The sequence below is a fragment of the Streptomyces hokutonensis genome (genome assembly GCF_000376565.1).
In the GTDB taxonomy this organism is placed as follows: Bacteria; Actinomycetota; Actinomycetes; order Streptomycetales; family Streptomycetaceae; genus Streptomyces; species Streptomyces hokutonensis.
Window position 1 is genome coordinate 1 of record NZ_BARG01000041.1, and the last position, 16,490, is coordinate 16,490.

A 16,490-nucleotide genomic window follows, 5' to 3' on the forward strand; every position below is an offset into this window, starting at 1 on the left:
CCCCCACCGGCCCGCACATACCGACTACCTCAAGTCCCCTTCTTTCTTTTCCCAGTTGCAGCAACAGCCGCACACGCAACAGCGTTGACGATCGCCGTCCTGCACCGCGGCACAACCATCCCCGGCTGGGCGCTGGCTTTGACTTCAACTGCCGCTACCGCCTTGGTAGTTGGTACGGCCTACTACGTCGGATCTCTGCTCGGCAGACGTAACAAGGCAACCCGGGACACCCAAACCCAACGCCTCGCCACCTGGACCGAGGAAGCCGTACGAGACGCCTGGGCGGAACGCCGCCGCATCGCCGCCGGCCTCGAATCCACCGTACTGGCCCGCACCGCAGACATGATCGCGGAAGCCCAGGCAGGCCGGCTGGACGCGACAGCGACCCGCGCCCGCGAGGCACTCGCCGCGATGCGCGCCCTCCTGGACGCGGTCCGCGACGGCGACACCGCCGCCGAACTGACCCCACAGCCCACCCTCCAGGCCCTCGACCTGCTCGCCCACCAGTGCCGGGCCACCGGCCGCGACGTGGAGATACGCCTCACCGACCGCGTCCCGGAACGCCTCCCCACCGAGGTCGACCTCACCGCCTACCACGTCGCCGAGACCCTCCTCGCGACCGGCGACACCGAACCCGCCGTACTCGAACTCGACGCGGTCGACGGTACGTTGACGATCACGGCCACCGGTGTGCCACGCGCCGCCGAGCCCGCCGTACGGGACCGGTTGACGGCGCGGATCGCGCCGCTCGGCGGCACCCTGACGACCGGCCGGCCGCCGGGCACGGTCCACCTCCGGCTGCCGCTCACGGCGGTGCCGGACGACGAGGAAAGACAACGATGAGCCTCAGGGTGCTGGTCGTCGACGACCAGGGCATCGTCCGGGCGGGCTTCGCCGCCGTGATCGACGCCGAGGAGGACATGACGGTCGTAGGAGAGGCCGCGGACGGCGCGACGGCGGTGGTGCTCGCCGCCGAGCTGGCCCCCGACGTGGTCGTGATGGACGTACGGATGCCGGAACTCGACGGCATCGCCGCGACGAGGATCATCACCGGAAAGGAGAACGCACCGCGCGTCCTGGTGCTCACCACCTTCGACCTGGACGCGTACGTCTTCGACGCCCTCCGCGCGGGGGCCTCCGGCTTCCTCCTCAAGGACGTGCACGCCTCCGAACTCCTGGACGGAATCCGGGTGGTGGCGAGCGGCGAGAGCGTGCTGGCGCCGTCGGCGACCCGCCGCCTGATCGGCCACTACGCGTCCGGAGCGGGGACGGGATTCCACTCCACCTCCGGTCCGGACTCCCCTGGTTCCGGCCCGCGCGAACTCGAAAGCCTCACCGAAAGCCAGCGCAACGTCCTCGGGTTGCTCGCCTCCGGCCTCAACAACGCGGAGATCGCGGGGGAGTTGGGCATCACGGTCGGCACGGTCAAGTCCCATGTGAACGCCCTGCTGCGCAAACTCGGCCTGCGCGACCGCGTCCAGGCCACGATCCTCGCCTACGACCTCGGCATCACGCGCCCGAACCCACCCGGCGCGGACCACCTCTGACGTTGCCTTCCCGTCCTCTTCCCGTCCTCTCCCCAGGAGCCCATTCCATGACCGGTACCGATGCTCACGCTGCCCGTTCCCCGCTGCACAGACTGGGCAGGAACCTCCGCAACCCCTTCGCCCTCTCCTACCTCGCACTCTGCGCGGTGCTGCTCCTCTGGGCGATCGCCGTCAACATCCCCGACGACTCGGACGGGGCCATGGCCGTCGTCGTCCCCCTCATGGCCACCGCCCCGGGCAGCCTCGTCCTTCTCCCCCTGCCGGGCGGGGCCTGGGTGTTGATCGTCGCGGTCGTCGTCGGGGCACTGGTCAACGCGTTGATCATCGGCTGGTGCGCCCGCGCACTGACCCGCGGCAACCGCCCGGACGCGACGCGCTGACCGCGCGGGGGCGCAGGTGGGGGCTCAGGCGCCGCCGTAGCCGACCGAGTGGTCGTCCGGGTCCTCGGTCGCGTACAGGGTGGGCCCGAGCCGGGCGGCCAGCGCGTCCCCCGCGATGTGGGTGACGGTCACCGTCCCGTCCTCGTTCGACGTCAGCTCCGCGTAGTACCCCAGTGCCATCCAGTCCATCGGCCGGTGGAAGAAGAACTCGACGGTGTCGTCCGGGTATTCGGCACGCAGCAGGGGCAGCAAGGTCTCCGGGTGGTACTCGGCCCCCTTCCCACTGAGCACCACGACCACGTGCCCCACGCCCACCCGCCACACCCGCACATGCGCGTAACCGTTCCAGTCCCCCACGGACTGCCAGGGCTCCTCGTCGCGGATCAACTCTGGATAGACGCTCTCAACTGCCATACCGCACCCCGTTTCCAGCCACAGCAGCCAGTGGCCATCAGAACAACCATGCTCAGCGCGGCACGCACGGAACCCTCCGCGAGGATGAACGCTTCTTCCGGTCAGCCGGTCGTTCACTGATCACACACGGTGGTGAATCAACCCGTAATCCTGTAACTGGACACTACAGGTCGCGGTTGTCCCAGGTACTCATCAGGAGATCACCAGAAAAGGGACTGCCTTGGTCATGCAGTACGTCACCCGCCTCACCACGGCCCTGGCGGCCGCTGGAGCTCTCGTCCTTGCCGTGCCGACCGGTGCGCAGGCCGGCGCGATCGGTTCAACTCCCGTGCGTACCTTCGAGTACAGCGTGGGCGGCATGACGATGAAGATCCCGACGGGCTGTCTGTTCACGCACATCATCCGAGGCAGCGGCCGGAAGATCAGCTACCAGAACGCCGGCGTCGACTGCGCTTTCGTCGGAGCGCTGAGCAGCGGTTTCTGCAACTGGCGTATCGACTTCACCTATGCCGACACCGAGAACCGGACCTACCGCACATCCCGCGGCACGACACACACCGAGTGCAAGATCGACCCGATGCGGAACAACTCTCCCCAGAAGCTGCCTCGTTATGGAAAGGCGTGTGCCCGCCTCTATGTCGGCGGAACGCGTCGCGTGAGCCAGTGTCACAACATCACGAAGTGAGTTGTTCATGATCGAGCAGAACAAAGACCAGGATTCAGATCAGGCGTGGAGAACGCGGCGCCGCCGAGCAGGTATCACCGCATTCCTCTCGGGCCTCGTCGCCACGCTCGCCTTCTTCGCCTTCTTCCCCGGTCTGCCGCACGTCATCGACTGGGGGGCAATCCTCGTCTCCCTCGCCGTGGGCGGACTCGCCCAATGGTGCTGCCAGTCCTGGATCAGCAGATCGGCAAAGGCGAAGGCCGAACACATGTGACCGGCGGCGCGGCACTCTTCCCCTCTTCACTCGACAACCACGTTCGCCGCCAGAGAAGCAGCGCGCCGACTCCCACCACGTAGGCCGCCGCGAAGCTGTTGTCGCCGCACGTCCGGCGGGCTGGAACGTTCGTACCGCAGGCGAAGAAATCGACCGGGGGCTGGGGTTGCAGAGGACACGAGGCGGGTCGGGCAGGTCGTGGCTGCCGACCGAGAGGACCGAGGAGAACCGCCACGGGAAGCTCGATACGGCGGTTGCCGGTGGCAGCCACCAGCACGGTGCCGCCGAAATACGCCCGGTCCGCGAGGTCGCTCAAGGCGTCCCGCAGGTCTGTCTTCGTCGTGGACAGGCTGACGTTCACGATGTCGAAGCCCTGGTCGACCGCCCAGCCCGGCCCGGTGAGCAAGGTCTCCCCTGTGCAGGAGGACTCCGCGCCCAGCACCCGCAGGCTCGTCAGCTCGCACTCGGGAGCCTGTAGCCGGATGCCCCCGGCGCAGGCGACGCCGAGGCCGTCGGTCAGATGGCTGGGGCCGAAGGTCCGTACGGCCCGCATCATTGGTGATTCCAGGGTCCGTTGCCTGATGGTGACCCAATCGCCGCGCGCGATGTGCCCGAAGTAGGGATGGGCGGGCGGCGGCACCTTGCCCTCCATCACATCTGGTTGCCGCGGCCGGTCACCTGGTCGTTGAAGCCGACCACCGGCCGGCTCGCCGGCGCGCACGGTTCCGCCGTCACCGGCTGGGCCGTGCCGGAATGCCGGGCGAACCACTCCCTGGCGCGGCCGGCGGACGCCAACGGCACGACGAGCATGGGCACTTGGTCGACGAACTCGCGCCGGACGGCACCGGTGATGTCGCCCAGGTAGGGGTCGTCCGGTCAGAGGCCGGTGAGTTGCAGGCTGACGGCCTTGCCGTCGTCGATCAGCTCGTGCACACCCGGAAGACGGCCTCGCGCGGGACCTTCTCCTCGTGGAAGCAGTCAAGGCCGGCGGAGAAGTGGTCGACGGCGTCGGTCACCGCCCTGACCGCCCGCGGGATGCGCGGCTCGCGGGCGCAGAACAGCCCGGAGAGCACGTGGATGTACGAGCCGGCCGCGCGGGCCCGTTCGGCGATGTCACGGACCAGCGCGGGACGCAGCAGCACCTCGCCGCCCGACATCAGGACGAACTCGGGACGACTGTCGACGGCGAACGTCTCGGCGAACCGCAGGAACATCCGCGCCGGGTGAGCCCGATGGACACGGCAGCACCGGGCACGGACCTGTACGTGCCGCCTGCTGCTCCGCTCATCGGACCGGGGTGGACGGGAGCGGACGACGGGAGCGGACGACAGGACCGGACCGGGGTGTACCCCATCTCGGCGAGCAGGGCGGGCGTTCCCGGGACGTCCTTCCGGTGCGTTCCCGACCGGCCTCCGATGCGTTCCCGACCGGCCTAAACCCCTGGCCGTCAACCGCCCCGTGGTGACAGGATCCGCGGCATGACCTATGGAATCGAGTCCTGCCCCACCCGATGAGCGCCCAGGCAGGCGGTGGAGTCCCCGCCCCTGGGCCCTCCCTGTACGCATACGCGCTGCGCCTGTACCGATCGAAGCCCGACGGTCGACTTCCCCACGGTGGCCACCCCTCGCCCGACTCGCCACAGAGGCGCACAGCACTGGGTTGGCGCAAGGCCGAAGCAGGTGTGCGGGAGATCCTCGCTCCCCTGCTGTCCGATCCGGACACGGTCCGCGCCGCCGACGAGATCCACCGCAGACTGCACGCGTTGGGCGTTCGGGATCCTCATGTCCAGGCTGCGATCGCCGAGTTGCCCCTGGAAGACGCGGCGGCAGCCCGTGCTCTCGGCCGCCGTCTGACACGAACCGGCACCAGCACACTGACCGTGAATGTCGGCATCGCGCTCCTGGCTCGCCTCGGTGAGCCGGAGGACGTGCCGTACCTCAAGGTTCTCGGCCTGCTGAGGGTTCTCGCCCGTCCCGTGGTCGGCGCGCTCACCGCCCTCGACTGCCCGACAGCGGCCCTGGTGTGGCTGGCCGACCACGCCGAGAGCCGCGCACTGCGCCACCTGATCGACGCGATCGCCGCACGCGATGACCACGAGGCCCGCACCTGGCTGATCAACGCCCCTCTCGACTCGGGTGCTGTCGGACCTTCCACCGCCCGCAGGATCGCCGAGGCACTCCAACTCGCCGACGTTCTCGGCGAGAAGCAGACGGACACCCGGGCCGTGGCCCAGGCCGGACGTCTCCTCTCCCGGATGACGGGACTCCGCGACTACCGGCCCGAGATCCTCAGCTACCGACAAGCCGCCACCATCTACAACGCGTTCGTCGCACGCGCCGGCCAACTGCCGCCGACGCCGGACCACTACGCCATCCTGCTGTCCGTCGCCCTGGACCTGCACAGTGGCCCCAGCGTGCTCCTCGACTGGCAGCCCGGACAGCGGGAAGCCCTCCTGCACGCCCTCGAAGCCGTCCTGCACAACGAGTCCTGGACAGCCGTCGCGGAGAGCGAGCCCGAAGACCCCGCCGAACGCCGCCGGGTCCATTGGCTACGGCGCACGGCACGGCAGCCTTTCCATCGCGCGACGGTCTCCCGGTTCCGGGTGGAGGCCACCGTGCGGGACCCGGCGGACCCGGACACGGTCGAGGCACGGGTGTTGATCGACGGTCGGCCCCTGGTACCCGAAGCATTCGGCAAGGGGCCGGCCCACTCCCCCGAGTACCTTCTCGACAGCGGTCGCCTACGCGCCGCGGCCGAGCCCCGAGAGGTGCAACTCGCGGAGGCGTACTGCACCGAGGGCTGTTGCGGCGCGCTCTACGTGACCATCTGCAGGGAGGGCGACCAGGTGGTGTGGCGTGACTGGCGTCGCCCGCCGTCACGGCAACCCCGCGCGGAGCTCCCCGAGTACCGCTTCGACGCGGGCGACTACGACGCCGAGATCGAGCGCGCGGAGAACGACCGGACCTGGGCCTGGCCGGCGCGGAACACGGCCCGGTTGATAGCCGCGGGGCTGCGCGAACAACCCGGTCTCCTCACCCGGTGGGACGGCCAGGTCGGCTGGATCGGCACCGACTTCCACGACCAGGACTCGACCGCGATCTCCTTCACGTACTGGCCGGGCCTTGCCGCCGGGCAGCGGGACAAGGACGGCCCCTGGCTGCAGTTCGTCTGGAGTCTCCCCGACGACGGCACGCCTCCCGAGAATCAGGCCGCTACGGCACTGCGGCAACTCGCCGAACGGGACCCGAAGACCTACGCCCAGGTCAGGGGAGGCAGCCGCTCGCACGCCGAGGCACTCGGCTTCCCATGGCCCGAACCAGAAATCCCGGAAGTGAGCACCTGACCGGACCCGTCCGGTCAATCCTTGTCCCCCTTGACCCTGCTCGTCGTACTCGGCAGGCGGAGAGTGTCCCCGGCATACGGTCTCGGGGGGGGGCAGGTAGTGGCGGGGTCAGAAGGTGACTTCGCCCGGACGACAGGACCATGGCACGCGGCTGGTGCTGGAACCGCCGCCCCGACCCCCTGCCGTGGTGACACGGTAGGGGCCCTTTTGCCGACCCGGACAGCTCTACGCGGACGCCCTGAACGAAAAGCAAAAGCCCCAGGTCACGGCGAGTGAGTCCTGGGGCTTCCACAGAGCCGCCTTCGGGATTCGAACCCGAGACCTACGCATTACGAGTGCGTTGCTCTGGCCATCTGAGCTAAGGCGGCGCGCTGTCCGCACCATGGTGCGATCAGCAACGTCGGAAAGTCTACACAGTTTCTGGGGGTGCTCCGTACACCCCCGGGCCGCACCCCCGCCCGCAGCCGCGCCGACGCTACGAGCAGCGCTTTCTCTTCGCCGGCGGGGTCCCGCGGAGCAGATACGTGTCGATCGCGGAGTCGATGCACGTGCTGCCGCGGCCGTAGGCGGTGTGGCCGTCGCCGACGTAGGTGAGGAGGCGGGCCGAGGTGAGCTGGCGGGCGAGGGACTGGGCCCAGGGGTACGGGGTCGCCGGGTCGCGGGTCGTGCCGACGACCACGATCGGGGCGGCGCCCTTCGCCTCGATGCGGTGGGGTTCACCCGTGGGCTTCACGGGCCAGTACGCGCAGTTCAGGGACGCCCAGGCGAGGCCGTCGCCGAAGACCGGGGACGCCTTCTCGAACGCGGGGAGCGCCTTCTCGACCTGTTCGGTGGTGGAGAACGCGGCCGGGAGGTCGAGGCAGTTCACGGCGGCGTTGGCGAACATCAGGTTCGAGTAGCGGCCGTCGGCGTCGCGCTCGTAGTAGCTGTCGGAGAGGACGAGCAGACCCGCGCCGTCGTTCTCCTTCATCGCCGAGGTGAGCGCCTCGCGCAGCTGTGGCCAGGCCGCCTCGTCGTACATCGCCGCGATCACGCCGGTGGTGGCGAGCGCCTCGCCGAGCTTGCGGCCGTCCGCGTCACCGGTGGGGACGGGGTGCGCGTCGAGCTTGCGGAAGAAGGCCTTGAGGTTCGTGCCGACCTTGGCGGGGGTCGTGCCCTTGCCGCCGAGCGGGCAGTCCGGCTGCCGTACGCAGTCCTTCGCGAAGGACTGGAACGCCGTCTCGAAGCCCGCCGTCTGGTCGAGGTTCATCCGGCGCGCGGGGAGAGAGGGGTCCATCGCGCCGTCCAGGACCACGCGGCCGACCCGGTCGGGGAACAGCCCGGCGTACGTCGCCCCGAGGAACGTCCCGTACGACGCCCCGACGTACGTCAGTTTCCGGTCCCCCAGTACCGCCCGCAGGATGTCCATGTCCCGGGCCGCCTCGACCGTGGAGACATGGCGCAGCACGTCGGGCGAGTGGGCGCCGCAGCCCTCCGCGAACTTCTTGTACTCGTCGACGAGCCGGGTGGTCTCCCGCTGGTCGTCGGGGGTGGTGTCGGTCTGGGTGAACGTGTCCATGGCCCGGCCGCCGAGGCACTCGACGGGCTCGCTGCGGGCGACGCCCCGGGGGTCCATCGCGACCATGTCGTAGCGGGCGCGGACGGTGGCCGGGTAGCCGATCCCGGCGTACTGCTGGAGATAGCCGACCGCGGAACCGCCCGGCCCGCCCGGGTTCACCATCAGCGAACCGAGCGGCTTGCCCTTGCCCGTGGCCTTCTTGCGGGCGACCGCGAGCCGGATGTCCCCGGCGGTGGGCTTGGCGTAGTCCAGCGGCGCCTTCATCGTGGCGCACTCGAAGCCGGGGACACCGCAGGTGCGCCAGCTGAGCTTCTGCCCGTAGTACCGCGCGAGCGTGGACGGCGTCGACTGCGGCAGTGCGGCCAGCACCACCGCCGCTGCCGGACTCGCCGCCGGCGTCGAACTCCCCGAGGAGCACGCGGAACACGCGGACACGAGGAGCGCGGCCACGGCGAGCAGTGTGCCGCCGGTCCGACGGCTTCGGCGGGCCCGACCGGGCCGACTGGGTTGGCGGAGGGAGCGCCTGATGTGCATCAGACGATCGTAACGTTGCGCAACCAATTGAACGCCCTGTGTACACAATCCACCTCGGACGAGTTACGTCGTCAACGTCACGCCCACAAGATCAGCCCGCTCTGAGCGCCAAGGTCATCGCCTCCACCGCGAGCAGCGGCGACACATTCCGGTCGAGCGCCTCTCTGCACGCGCCGATCGCGTCGATACGACGCAGCGTGGCCTCCGGGGAACCGGCGCGGGCCAGCCGCTCCAAGGCGTCCTCGGCGTCCACGTTGGCGATCGCCACCCGTGAGCCGAGCTGGAGGGCGAGGACGTCACGGTAGAACGCGGTGAGGTCGGTCAGCGCGAGGTCCAGGCTGTCGCGCTGCGTGCGCGTTCTCCGGCGTTTCTGCTTGTCCTCCAGGTCCTTCATCACGCCCGCCGTGCCCCGGGGCATCCGGCTGCCCTGGCCACCGCCCATCGCCGCCTTCATCTCCTCGGTCTCCTTGCCGTCCACCTCCTCGGCCAGCTGCTTGGCGTCCTCCGCGGCGGCATCGACCAGCTCCTGGGCGGCCTTGAGGCAGCCACCGACGTCCTCGACGCGCAGCGGCAGCTTCAGCACCGTGGCCCGGCGCTCGCGCGCGGCCGGGTCCGTGGCGAGGCGGCGGGCCCGGTCGACATGGCCCTGGGTGGCGCGCGCGGCGGCCGCGGCCACGGCCGGTTCGATGCCCTCGCGGCGTACGAGCATGTCGGCCACGGCGTCCACCGAGGGCGTCGTCAGGTTCAGGTGGCGGCAGCGGGAGCGGATCGTGGGGAGGACGTCCTCGATCGAGGGGGCGCAGAGGAGCCAGACCGTGCGGGGGGCGGGTTCCTCCACGGCCTTGAGGACGGCGTTGGCCGACTTCTCGTTCAGCCGCTCGGCGTCCTCGACGAGGATGATCTGCCAGCGGCCGGTCGCCGGCGAGGTGAACGACTTGCGGACCGTGTCCCGCATGTCGTCGGCGAGGATCTGGGTGCCCACGGCGGCGACGGTGGTGACGTCGGCGTGGGTGCCGATCAGCGCCGTATGACAGCCGTCGCAGAAGCCGCAGCCGGGGCTGCCGCCGAGCGCGCGGTCGGGGCTCACGCACTGGAGCGCGGCGGCGAAGGCCCGCGCCGCCTGGTTGCGTCCCGCGCCGGGCGGGCCGGTGAACAGCCAGGCGTGGGTCATCTTCGACGCCTCCGGCGGAGGCGTGCCGTTGGTCGCCGCGGTGACGAAGGCGTCGGCGTCCCGAGCGGCGGCGTCGAGCTGCTCGCTCACCTTCTCCTGACCCACCAGGTCATCCCACACGGTCATGGGTCACCGGCCCTTTCGTCACGCCTCGGGTTACGCGATCCATTGTGCGGGCCACCACTGACAACGAGGGCCGGGCAGTCGACGAGAGCCGGCGGGGGCAGTGTGGAACCGCCCCCGTCGCCGTCAGCCCCTGCGTCCCCGGCCACGGCCCCGCCCGCGGCCCGTGTCGTCGTCCTGGTCGAAGTCGCCTGCCTCGTGCGGGCCGAGCAGTTCGTCGGCCAGCGAGGGCAGGTCGTCCAGCGGAGTCTCCTCGGCCCAGTCGGGGCGCGGCCTGCGTCGCGGGGTGCCCTGCTCGTCGACCTGGGGCAGTTCGCGGGTGCGGTCCTCGGTCCGGTCGGCCCGACCGGCCGGACGCTCGTCGCGGAAGAAGCCCTCGGGCACCCGGTCCGACGGATCGTCGTCGCGCACCGGCGGCAACACCGCGGTCTCGTCCGCGGCACCGACCGGCGGCAGCACGGCCGTCTCGTCGGCGGCACCGGACGGCACGGGCGGCAGTACGGCCGTCTCCTCGGCGGCGGACACCGGCGGCAGGACCGCCGTCTCGTCCGCGGCCCCCTCGGGAGCGGGCGGCTGCGGCAGCTCCGCCGTCGCCTCGGAGTCGCGGGCCTCGGAGTCCGCGGACACCGACCGCAGTACGGCCGTCTCCTCACGGGAACCGGAAGTCACCGGCCGCAGCACAGCCGTCTCGTCCGCCGGCCGCCCGCTCGCGCCCGACGGCTTCACCAACGGCGTCTGCACGGTCGACGCCTCGGACCTGACCTCGGAAGCGGCGGGAACCGCCGGAGCCGTCGGCTGCCGTGCGGCCACCTCGGCGGCAGCCGCCGCTTCCGCCGCCAACCGGCGTGCCTCCTCGGCCGCGAGCAGCGCCGCCTCGGCCTTGCGCTGCTTCTCGCGGCGCCGCTCCTCGGCCTCGGCGCGCAGCCGGGCCTCCTCCTCGGCCTGCTTGCGCAGCCGGTCGGCCTCGGCCCTGCGGCGGGCCTCCTCGGCGGCGCGGGCCTCTTCCTCGGCGAGGAGACGGGCCTTCTCCTCCTCGGCCCGCCTGCGCGCTTCCTCGGCACGCTGGCGGGCCTCCTCGGCCTGGCGTTCGGCCTCGCGGCGCTGGGCCTCCTCCAGCTCGCGCCGCTTGCGCTCCTCCTCCTCGGCGCGCAGCTGGGCGAGCCGCTCCTGGCGCTCGCGCTCCAGGCGCTCCTCCTCGGCCTTGCGGGCGGCCTCTTCCTCCGCCTTGCGGCGGGCCTCCTCCTCGGCGGCCTTGCGCGCCTCCTCCTGGGCCTTGATCTCGGCCTCGGAGAGCGGCAGGACCGTGTCGAGGCGGTGCCTGATGACCGTGGTGACGGCCTCGGGCTCCTGGCCTGCGTCGACCACCAGGTAGCGGCCCGGGTCGGCGGCGGCCAGCGTGAGGAAACCGGACCGTACGCGTGCGTGGAACTCGGCGGGCTCCGACTCCAGCCGGTCCGGCGCCTCCGTGAACCGCTCGCGGGCGGTCTCCGGGTCGACGTCCAGCAGGACGGTCATGTGCGGGACGAGTCCATCGGTGGCCCACCGGTTGATGCGGGCGATCTCGGTCGGGGAGAGGTCCCGGCCCGCGCCCTGGTAGGCGACGGAGGAATCGATGTAGCGGTCCGAGATGACGACCGCGCCCCGCTCCAGGGCGGGCCGTACGACGGTGTCGACATGCTCCGCGCGGTCGGCCGCGTACAGCAGGGCCTCCGCGCGGTGGGACAGTCCCGCCGACGACACGTCGAGCAGGATCGACCGCAGCCGCTTGCCGACCGGGGTCGCCCCGGGCTCACGGGTCAGTACGACCTCGTGTCCCTTGCCCCTTATCCACTCGGCGAGGGCCTCGGCCTGGGTGGACTTCCCGGCGCCGTCGCCGCCCTCCAGGGCGATGAAGAAGCCGGTGGTCGCGGGCACGGTGTCGGGGTCGTCGCCGCCGAGCAGCGCGTCCCGCAGGTCGTGCCGCAGCGGTACTCCGGAGCGGTCGTCGACCTTGGCCAGCACCAGCGCGGCGACGGGCAGCAGCAGCGCGCCGACCAGCATCAGCGTGAACGCGGCACCGCCGTGCGCGAACACGAACTTGCCGTTCTCCAGGCGGTGCGGGCCGATCAGCGCCGCCACCAGGGGGGCGATCAGCGCGCCGAGCGCCACGGAGACACGGACGACCGCGTGCAGGTGCTCGGTCGTACGGGCCCTGCGGTAGTCCTCGGCCTCCTGGTCGAGGAGGGTGTGCCCGGTGTTGGCGGCCACGCCCGCGCCGATGCCGGCCAGGGCGACGATCAGCAGCACGGTGGTGAGGTCCGGGACCAGGCCGGCGGCGAGCAGCGCGATGCCGGTGAACGCGATCGCGAGGGTCAGCAGGCGGCGCCGGGACAGCGTGGGCAGCAGGGCGGGCGCCGTACGGATGCCGACCACGACTCCGCCGGTCAGCCCGAGCACCAGCAGCCCGAAGGTCACCGGGCCGCCGTGGAGGTCCTTGGCCTGGAGCACGGACACGGCGACGGCGGCGGAGATCGCCCCGGCGACGGCCGCGCAGGCGACCACGAGCAGCGCGATCGCGCCGGTACGGCCCTTGTCGATGCCGGTGCCCGTCCTGGGGCGGCGCAGCCCCTCGAGCGGCGACCGCGCGCGCGGGGTGCGGATTCCGGGCAGTTCCAGGGCGGTCAGCACGGAGAGGGACGCGGCGAACAGTCCGGCGGCGACGTACGAACCGAGCGCCGCCTGGTGCTGGGCGAACCAGGCGACGCCCGTGCCCAGGAGGTTGTTGAGCAGCGCGGCCACGACGAGGGCCGCGGCGGCGAGGGGGATCGCCACGAAGCTGGTGCGCAGCGACAGCCGGCGCAGGGCGTCCATGTGGTCGGGCAGCGGCCGGACCGTGGCGCCCTCCAGCGGCGGGGCCGGCAGCAGGGCGGGCGCCGCGCTCTCGCGGCACACCGTCCAGAAGCGCTCGGCGACTCCGACGACGAAGGCGGTCACCAGGAGCACGGCCAGTGCGTTGTCCGGAGTCCAGTCGATCCACAGGGGGGCGACGATCAGCAGCGCGGCCCTCACACCGTCCGCGCCGACCATGGTCCAGCGCCGGTCGAGAGGGCCGTCCTGCGAGGTCAGCGAGGTGAGCGGGCCGAGGAGCACCGCCCCGAAGAGCAGTGTCGCCAGGATGCGCGCCCCGAAGACGGCCGCCACCGCGAACGCCACGCCCCGATAGCCACCGCCGAACGAGCCCTGGGCGATCGCCGATTGGAGGGCGAGCACGACCAGGACCAGCAGGGCGAGGGTGTCACCGACACCCGTCACGAACTGCGCGCTCCACAACCGCTTGAGCTGCGGCTGGCGCAGCAGGGCGCGGACGGCACGCTCGCGGGAGTCCGCGACAAGGGCGTCGTCGGGGGCCGGCTGGTGGGCCGTTGGCTGCTCGGCTGGCGTCATGCTTTCAGCCTATCGGCAGCCACCGACATCAAGCCGCGCCCGCCCGGACCTGCGCACACCCCGACACCAAAGTGATGCCGGGGCGTTCGTTTCGAGACCTTGCGGTGCAGGAAGCGTGTGCGCCGCAAGGCTCGGGCAACGGCTCGTCAGTCCTCGGACGTCACCTTGGACGTGGCCGTCTTCTTGGCCGTCGCCGTCTTCGCGGCCGTGGTCGTCTTCTTGGCGGCAGCCGTCGTCTTCGCGACGGCCTTCTTGGCGGTCGTCGTCTTCTTCGCGGGCGCCTTCTTGGCCGCCGTCTTCTTCGCCGGGGCCTTCTTCGCCGTCTTCTTGGCGGGCGACTTGGCCCGCTTCTCGGCGAGCAGCTCGTAGCCGCGCTCCGGGCTGATCTCCTCGACGCTGTCGCCGGACCGGAGGGTCGCGTTGGTCTCGCCGTCGGTGACGTACGGCCCGAAGCGGCCGTCCTTGACGACGACGGGCTTCTCGCTGACCGGGTCGGTGCCCAGTTCCTTCAGCGGCGGCTTGGCGGCGGCCCGGCCGCGCTGCTTGGGCTGGGAGTAGATCTCCAACGCCTCTTCGAGGGTGATCGTGAAGAGCTGGTCCTCGGTCTGCAGCGAGCGGGAGTCCGTGCCCTTCTTCAGGTACGGCCCGTAGCGCCCGTTCTGCGCGGTGATCTCCACGCCCTCGGCGTCCTTGCCGACGACCCGGGGCAGCGACATCAGCTTGAGGGCGTCGGCGAGCGTCACGGTGTCCAGGGACATCGACTTGAACAGCGAGGCCGTACGCGGCTTGACGGCGTTCTTGCCGGTCTTCGGGGTGCCCTCGGGGAGCACCTCCGTGACGTACGGGCCGTAGCGGCCGTCACGGGCGATGATCTGGTGGCCCGACTCGGGGTCGGCGCCCAGCTCGAAGTCGCCGCTCGGCTTGGCGAGCAGTTCCTCGGCGTGCTCGACGCTCAGCTCGTCCGGGGCCAGGTCCTCGGGGACGTCGGCGCGCTGGTGGTTCTCGGAGTCCTTCTCGCCGCGCTCCACGTAGGGGCCGTAGCGGCCCACCCGCAGCATGATGTCGTTGCCGACAGGGAAGGACGACACCTCGCGGGCGTCGATCGCGCCCAGGTCGGTGACGAGCTCCTTGAGGCCGCCCAGGTGGTCTCCGTCGCCGTTGCCCGCCTCGGCGGCGCCGCGCGCCTCGCCCTCGCCGAAGTAGAAGCGGCGCAGCCACGGCACGGCCTGGGCCTCGCCGCTGGCGATGCGGTCGAGGTCGTCCTCCATCTTGGCGGTGAAGCTGTAGTCGACGAGCCGCCCGAAGTGCTTCTCCAGGAGGTTGACCACGGCGAAGGACAGGAAGGACGGCACCAGGGCCGTGCCCTTCTTGAAGACGTAGCCGCGGTCGAGGATGGTGCCGATGATCGACGCGTACGTCGACGGGCGGCCGATCTCGCGTTCTTCGAGCTCCTTGACGAGGCTGGCCTCGGTGTAGCGGGCCGGGGGCTTGGTGGCGTGCCCGTCGACCGTGATCTCCTCGGCGGACAGCGCGTCGCCCTCGGCGACCTGGGGCAGCCGGCGCTCGCGGTCGTCCAGCTCGGCGTTCGGGTCGTCGGCGCCCTCCACGTAGGCCTTCAGGAAGCCGTGGAAGGTGATCGTCTTGCCGGAGGCGCTGAACTCGGCGTCCCGGCCGTCGGAGGAGGTGCCCGCGATCTTCACGGTCACCGAGTTGCCGACCGCGTCCTTCATCTGGGAGGCGACGGTCCGCTTCCAGATCAGCTCGTAGAGCTTGAACTGGTCGCCGGTCAGACCGGTCTCGGCCGGGGTGCGGAAACGATCACCCGAGGGGCGGATCGCCTCGTGCGCCTCCTGGGCGTTCTTGACCTTCCCGGCGTAGACGCGCGGCTGGGCCGGCAGGTAGTCGGCGCCGTACAGCTGCGTCACCTGGGCGCGGGCGGCGGTGATCGCCGTCTCGCTCAGGGTCGTGGAGTCCGTACGCATGTAGGTGATGTAGCCGTTCTCGTACAGCTTCTGCGCGACCTGCATGGTGGCCTTGGCGCCGAAGCCGAGCTTGCGGCTGGCCTCCTGCTGGAGCGTCGTCGTACGGAACGGGGCGTACGGCGAACGTCGGTACGGCTTCGACTCGACGGAGCGGACGGCGAAGTCGGTGTTCTCCAGGGCGGCGGCGAGGGCGCGGGCGTTCTCCTCGTCGAGGTGAAGGGTGTTCTCGCCCTTGAGCTGTCCCAGGGAGTCGAAGTCGCGGCCCTGCGCGACCCGCTTGCCGTCGACGGCCTGCAGGCGGGCGACGAGCGACGACGGGTCCGACGCGTCTCCGGCGCGGCCGGTCGCGAAGGTGCCCGTCAGGTCCCAGTACTCGGCGGAACGGAACGCGATGCGCTCGCGTTCCCGCTCGACCACGAGCCGGGTCGCGACCGACTGGACACGGCCGGCCGACAGGCGCGGCATGACCTTCTTCCACAGGACCGGCGAGACCTCGTAGCCGTAGAGGCGGTCGAGGATACGGCGGGTCTCCTGGGCGTCGACCAGGGTCTGGTTGAGGTCGCGCGGGTTGGCCACGGCGGCGCGGATCGCGTCCTTGGTGATCTCGTGGAACACCATGCGCTTGACCGGGACCTTGGGCTTCAGGACCTCGAGGAGGTGCCACGCGATGGCCTCGCCCTCGCGGTCCTCATCGGTGGCGAGGAAGAGTTCGTCGGAGTCCTTGAGGAGGTCCTTGAGCTTCTTGACCTGGGCCCGCTTGTCGGCGTTGACCACATAGATGGGCTGGAAGTCGTGTTCGACGTCCACACCGAGGCGGCGCACCTCACCGGTGTACTTCTCGGGCACCTCGGCGGCGCCGTTGGGGAGGTCACGGATGTGCCCGACGCTCGCCTCGACGACATATCCGGGGCCGAGGTAGCCCTTGATCGTCTTCGCCTTGGCAGGGGACTCGACAATGACGAGTCGGCGGCCGCCGTGTGCGGTCTCGCTGGTCGGGGACAACTTCGCTCTTCTCTCCGGTCGACGCTGGGGCCTCCCCTGGGGCAAGCGGGGCCGCTTGGTCCCGGGGTCGGGTCA

Annotated in this window: 14 protein-coding genes and 1 tRNA gene; 6 read left to right on the plus strand and 9 right to left on the minus strand. The window is 71.0% G+C overall.

Annotation, left to right across the window (positions count from 1 at the left end):
- Nucleotides 1-84 precede the first annotated feature (84 nt).
- Genes SSP08S_RS55740 through SSP08S_RS24380 form a run of 3 tightly spaced genes read left to right on the plus strand, consistent with a single transcriptional unit; the run spans nucleotide 85 to nucleotide 1,927 of the window.
- A complete protein-coding gene (locus SSP08S_RS55740; protein ID WP_245607944.1) occupies nucleotides 85-843 on the plus strand; it encodes a sensor histidine kinase in 759 nt (252 codons plus the stop codon).
- Nucleotides 840-1,547, plus strand: coding sequence for a response regulator (locus SSP08S_RS24375; RefSeq protein ID WP_019070257.1), 708 nt, complete (start codon nucleotides 840-842; stop codon nucleotides 1,545-1,547). The genes SSP08S_RS55740 and SSP08S_RS24375 overlap by 4 nt, the downstream gene beginning before the upstream one ends.
- A gap of 47 nt (nucleotides 1,548-1,594) precedes the next feature.
- The gene (locus SSP08S_RS24380) at nucleotides 1,595-1,927 is read left to right on the plus strand and encodes an SCO4225 family membrane protein (protein WP_019070258.1); all 333 of its coding nucleotides are present in this window, start codon (nucleotides 1,595-1,597) and stop codon (nucleotides 1,925-1,927) included.
- A 24-nt stretch (nucleotides 1,928-1,951) separates the two neighbouring features.
- Here SSP08S_RS24380 and SSP08S_RS24385 read toward each other — a convergent pair whose 3' ends face one another.
- Entirely contained in the window at nucleotides 1,952-2,341 is a 390-nt protein-coding gene (locus SSP08S_RS24385) for a hypothetical protein (RefSeq protein ID WP_019070259.1), read from the minus strand.
- 226 nt (nucleotides 2,342-2,567) lie between these two features.
- Here SSP08S_RS24385 and SSP08S_RS24390 point away from each other — a divergent pair, with 226 nt between their 5' ends.
- Together SSP08S_RS24390 and SSP08S_RS24395 are read left to right on the plus strand one after the other, a co-directional pair.
- The gene (locus tag SSP08S_RS24390; protein WP_019070260.1) at nucleotides 2,568-3,026 is read left to right on the plus strand and encodes a hypothetical protein; all 459 of its coding nucleotides are present in this window, start codon (nucleotides 2,568-2,570) and stop codon (nucleotides 3,024-3,026) included.
- A gap of 7 nt (nucleotides 3,027-3,033) precedes the next feature.
- Nucleotides 3,034-3,279, plus strand: coding sequence for a hypothetical protein (locus SSP08S_RS24395; RefSeq protein WP_019070261.1), 246 nt, complete (start codon nucleotides 3,034-3,036; stop codon nucleotides 3,277-3,279).
- Here the strand turns inward: SSP08S_RS24395 and SSP08S_RS61795 are convergent.
- The 3 genes from SSP08S_RS61795 to SSP08S_RS58245 all read right to left on the minus strand — a co-directional run bounded on the left by SSP08S_RS61795 (nucleotide 3,242) and on the right by SSP08S_RS58245 (nucleotide 4,493).
- Entirely contained in the window at nucleotides 3,242-3,931 is a 690-nt protein-coding gene (locus tag SSP08S_RS61795) for a S8 family serine peptidase (protein ID WP_158697192.1), read from the minus strand. The genes SSP08S_RS24395 and SSP08S_RS61795 overlap by 38 nt on opposite strands.
- The gene (locus SSP08S_RS61800; RefSeq protein ID WP_019070263.1) at nucleotides 3,931-4,089 is read right to left on the minus strand and encodes a hypothetical protein; all 159 of its coding nucleotides are present in this window, start codon (nucleotides 4,087-4,089) and stop codon (nucleotides 3,931-3,933) included. The genes SSP08S_RS61795 and SSP08S_RS61800 overlap by 1 nt, the downstream gene beginning before the upstream one ends.
- Before the next feature lie 110 nt (nucleotides 4,090-4,199).
- Nucleotides 4,200-4,493 carry a hypothetical protein gene (locus SSP08S_RS58245; RefSeq protein ID WP_019070264.1) on the minus strand — a complete coding sequence of 98 codons (294 nt, stop codon included), beginning with the start codon at nucleotides 4,491-4,493 and terminating at the stop codon, nucleotides 4,200-4,202.
- A gap of 467 nt (nucleotides 4,494-4,960) precedes the next feature.
- Between SSP08S_RS58245 and SSP08S_RS24415 the strand changes: the two genes are divergently transcribed.
- Nucleotides 4,961-6,622 carry a hypothetical protein gene (locus SSP08S_RS24415; RefSeq protein WP_019070265.1) on the plus strand — a complete coding sequence of 554 codons (1,662 nt, stop codon included), beginning with the start codon at nucleotides 4,961-4,963 and terminating at the stop codon, nucleotides 6,620-6,622.
- 294 nt (nucleotides 6,623-6,916) lie between these two features.
- Here the strand turns inward: SSP08S_RS24415 and SSP08S_RS24420 are convergent.
- The 5 genes from SSP08S_RS24420 to topA all read right to left on the minus strand — a co-directional run bounded on the left by SSP08S_RS24420 (nucleotide 6,917) and on the right by topA (nucleotide 16,415).
- A tRNA-Thr gene (locus SSP08S_RS24420) sits at nucleotides 6,917-6,990 on the minus strand.
- A gap of 107 nt (nucleotides 6,991-7,097) precedes the next feature.
- The gene (locus SSP08S_RS24425; protein WP_026178793.1) at nucleotides 7,098-8,714 is read right to left on the minus strand and encodes an alpha/beta hydrolase; all 1,617 of its coding nucleotides are present in this window, start codon (nucleotides 8,712-8,714) and stop codon (nucleotides 7,098-7,100) included.
- Nucleotides 8,715-8,805: 91 nt separating this feature from the next.
- Nucleotides 8,806-10,011 carry a DNA polymerase III subunit delta' gene (locus SSP08S_RS24430; RefSeq protein ID WP_019070267.1) on the minus strand — a complete coding sequence of 402 codons (1,206 nt, stop codon included), beginning with the start codon at nucleotides 10,009-10,011 and terminating at the stop codon, nucleotides 8,806-8,808.
- Nucleotides 10,012-10,134: 123 nt separating this feature from the next.
- A complete protein-coding gene (tmk, locus tag SSP08S_RS24435) occupies nucleotides 10,135-13,431 on the minus strand; it encodes a dTMP kinase (RefSeq protein WP_019070268.1) in 3,297 nt (1,098 codons plus the stop codon).
- A 146-nt stretch (nucleotides 13,432-13,577) separates the two neighbouring features.
- The gene (topA, locus tag SSP08S_RS24440; RefSeq protein WP_019070269.1) at nucleotides 13,578-16,415 is read right to left on the minus strand and encodes a type I DNA topoisomerase; all 2,838 of its coding nucleotides are present in this window, start codon (nucleotides 16,413-16,415) and stop codon (nucleotides 13,578-13,580) included.
- Nucleotides 16,416-16,490 lie beyond the last annotated feature (75 nt).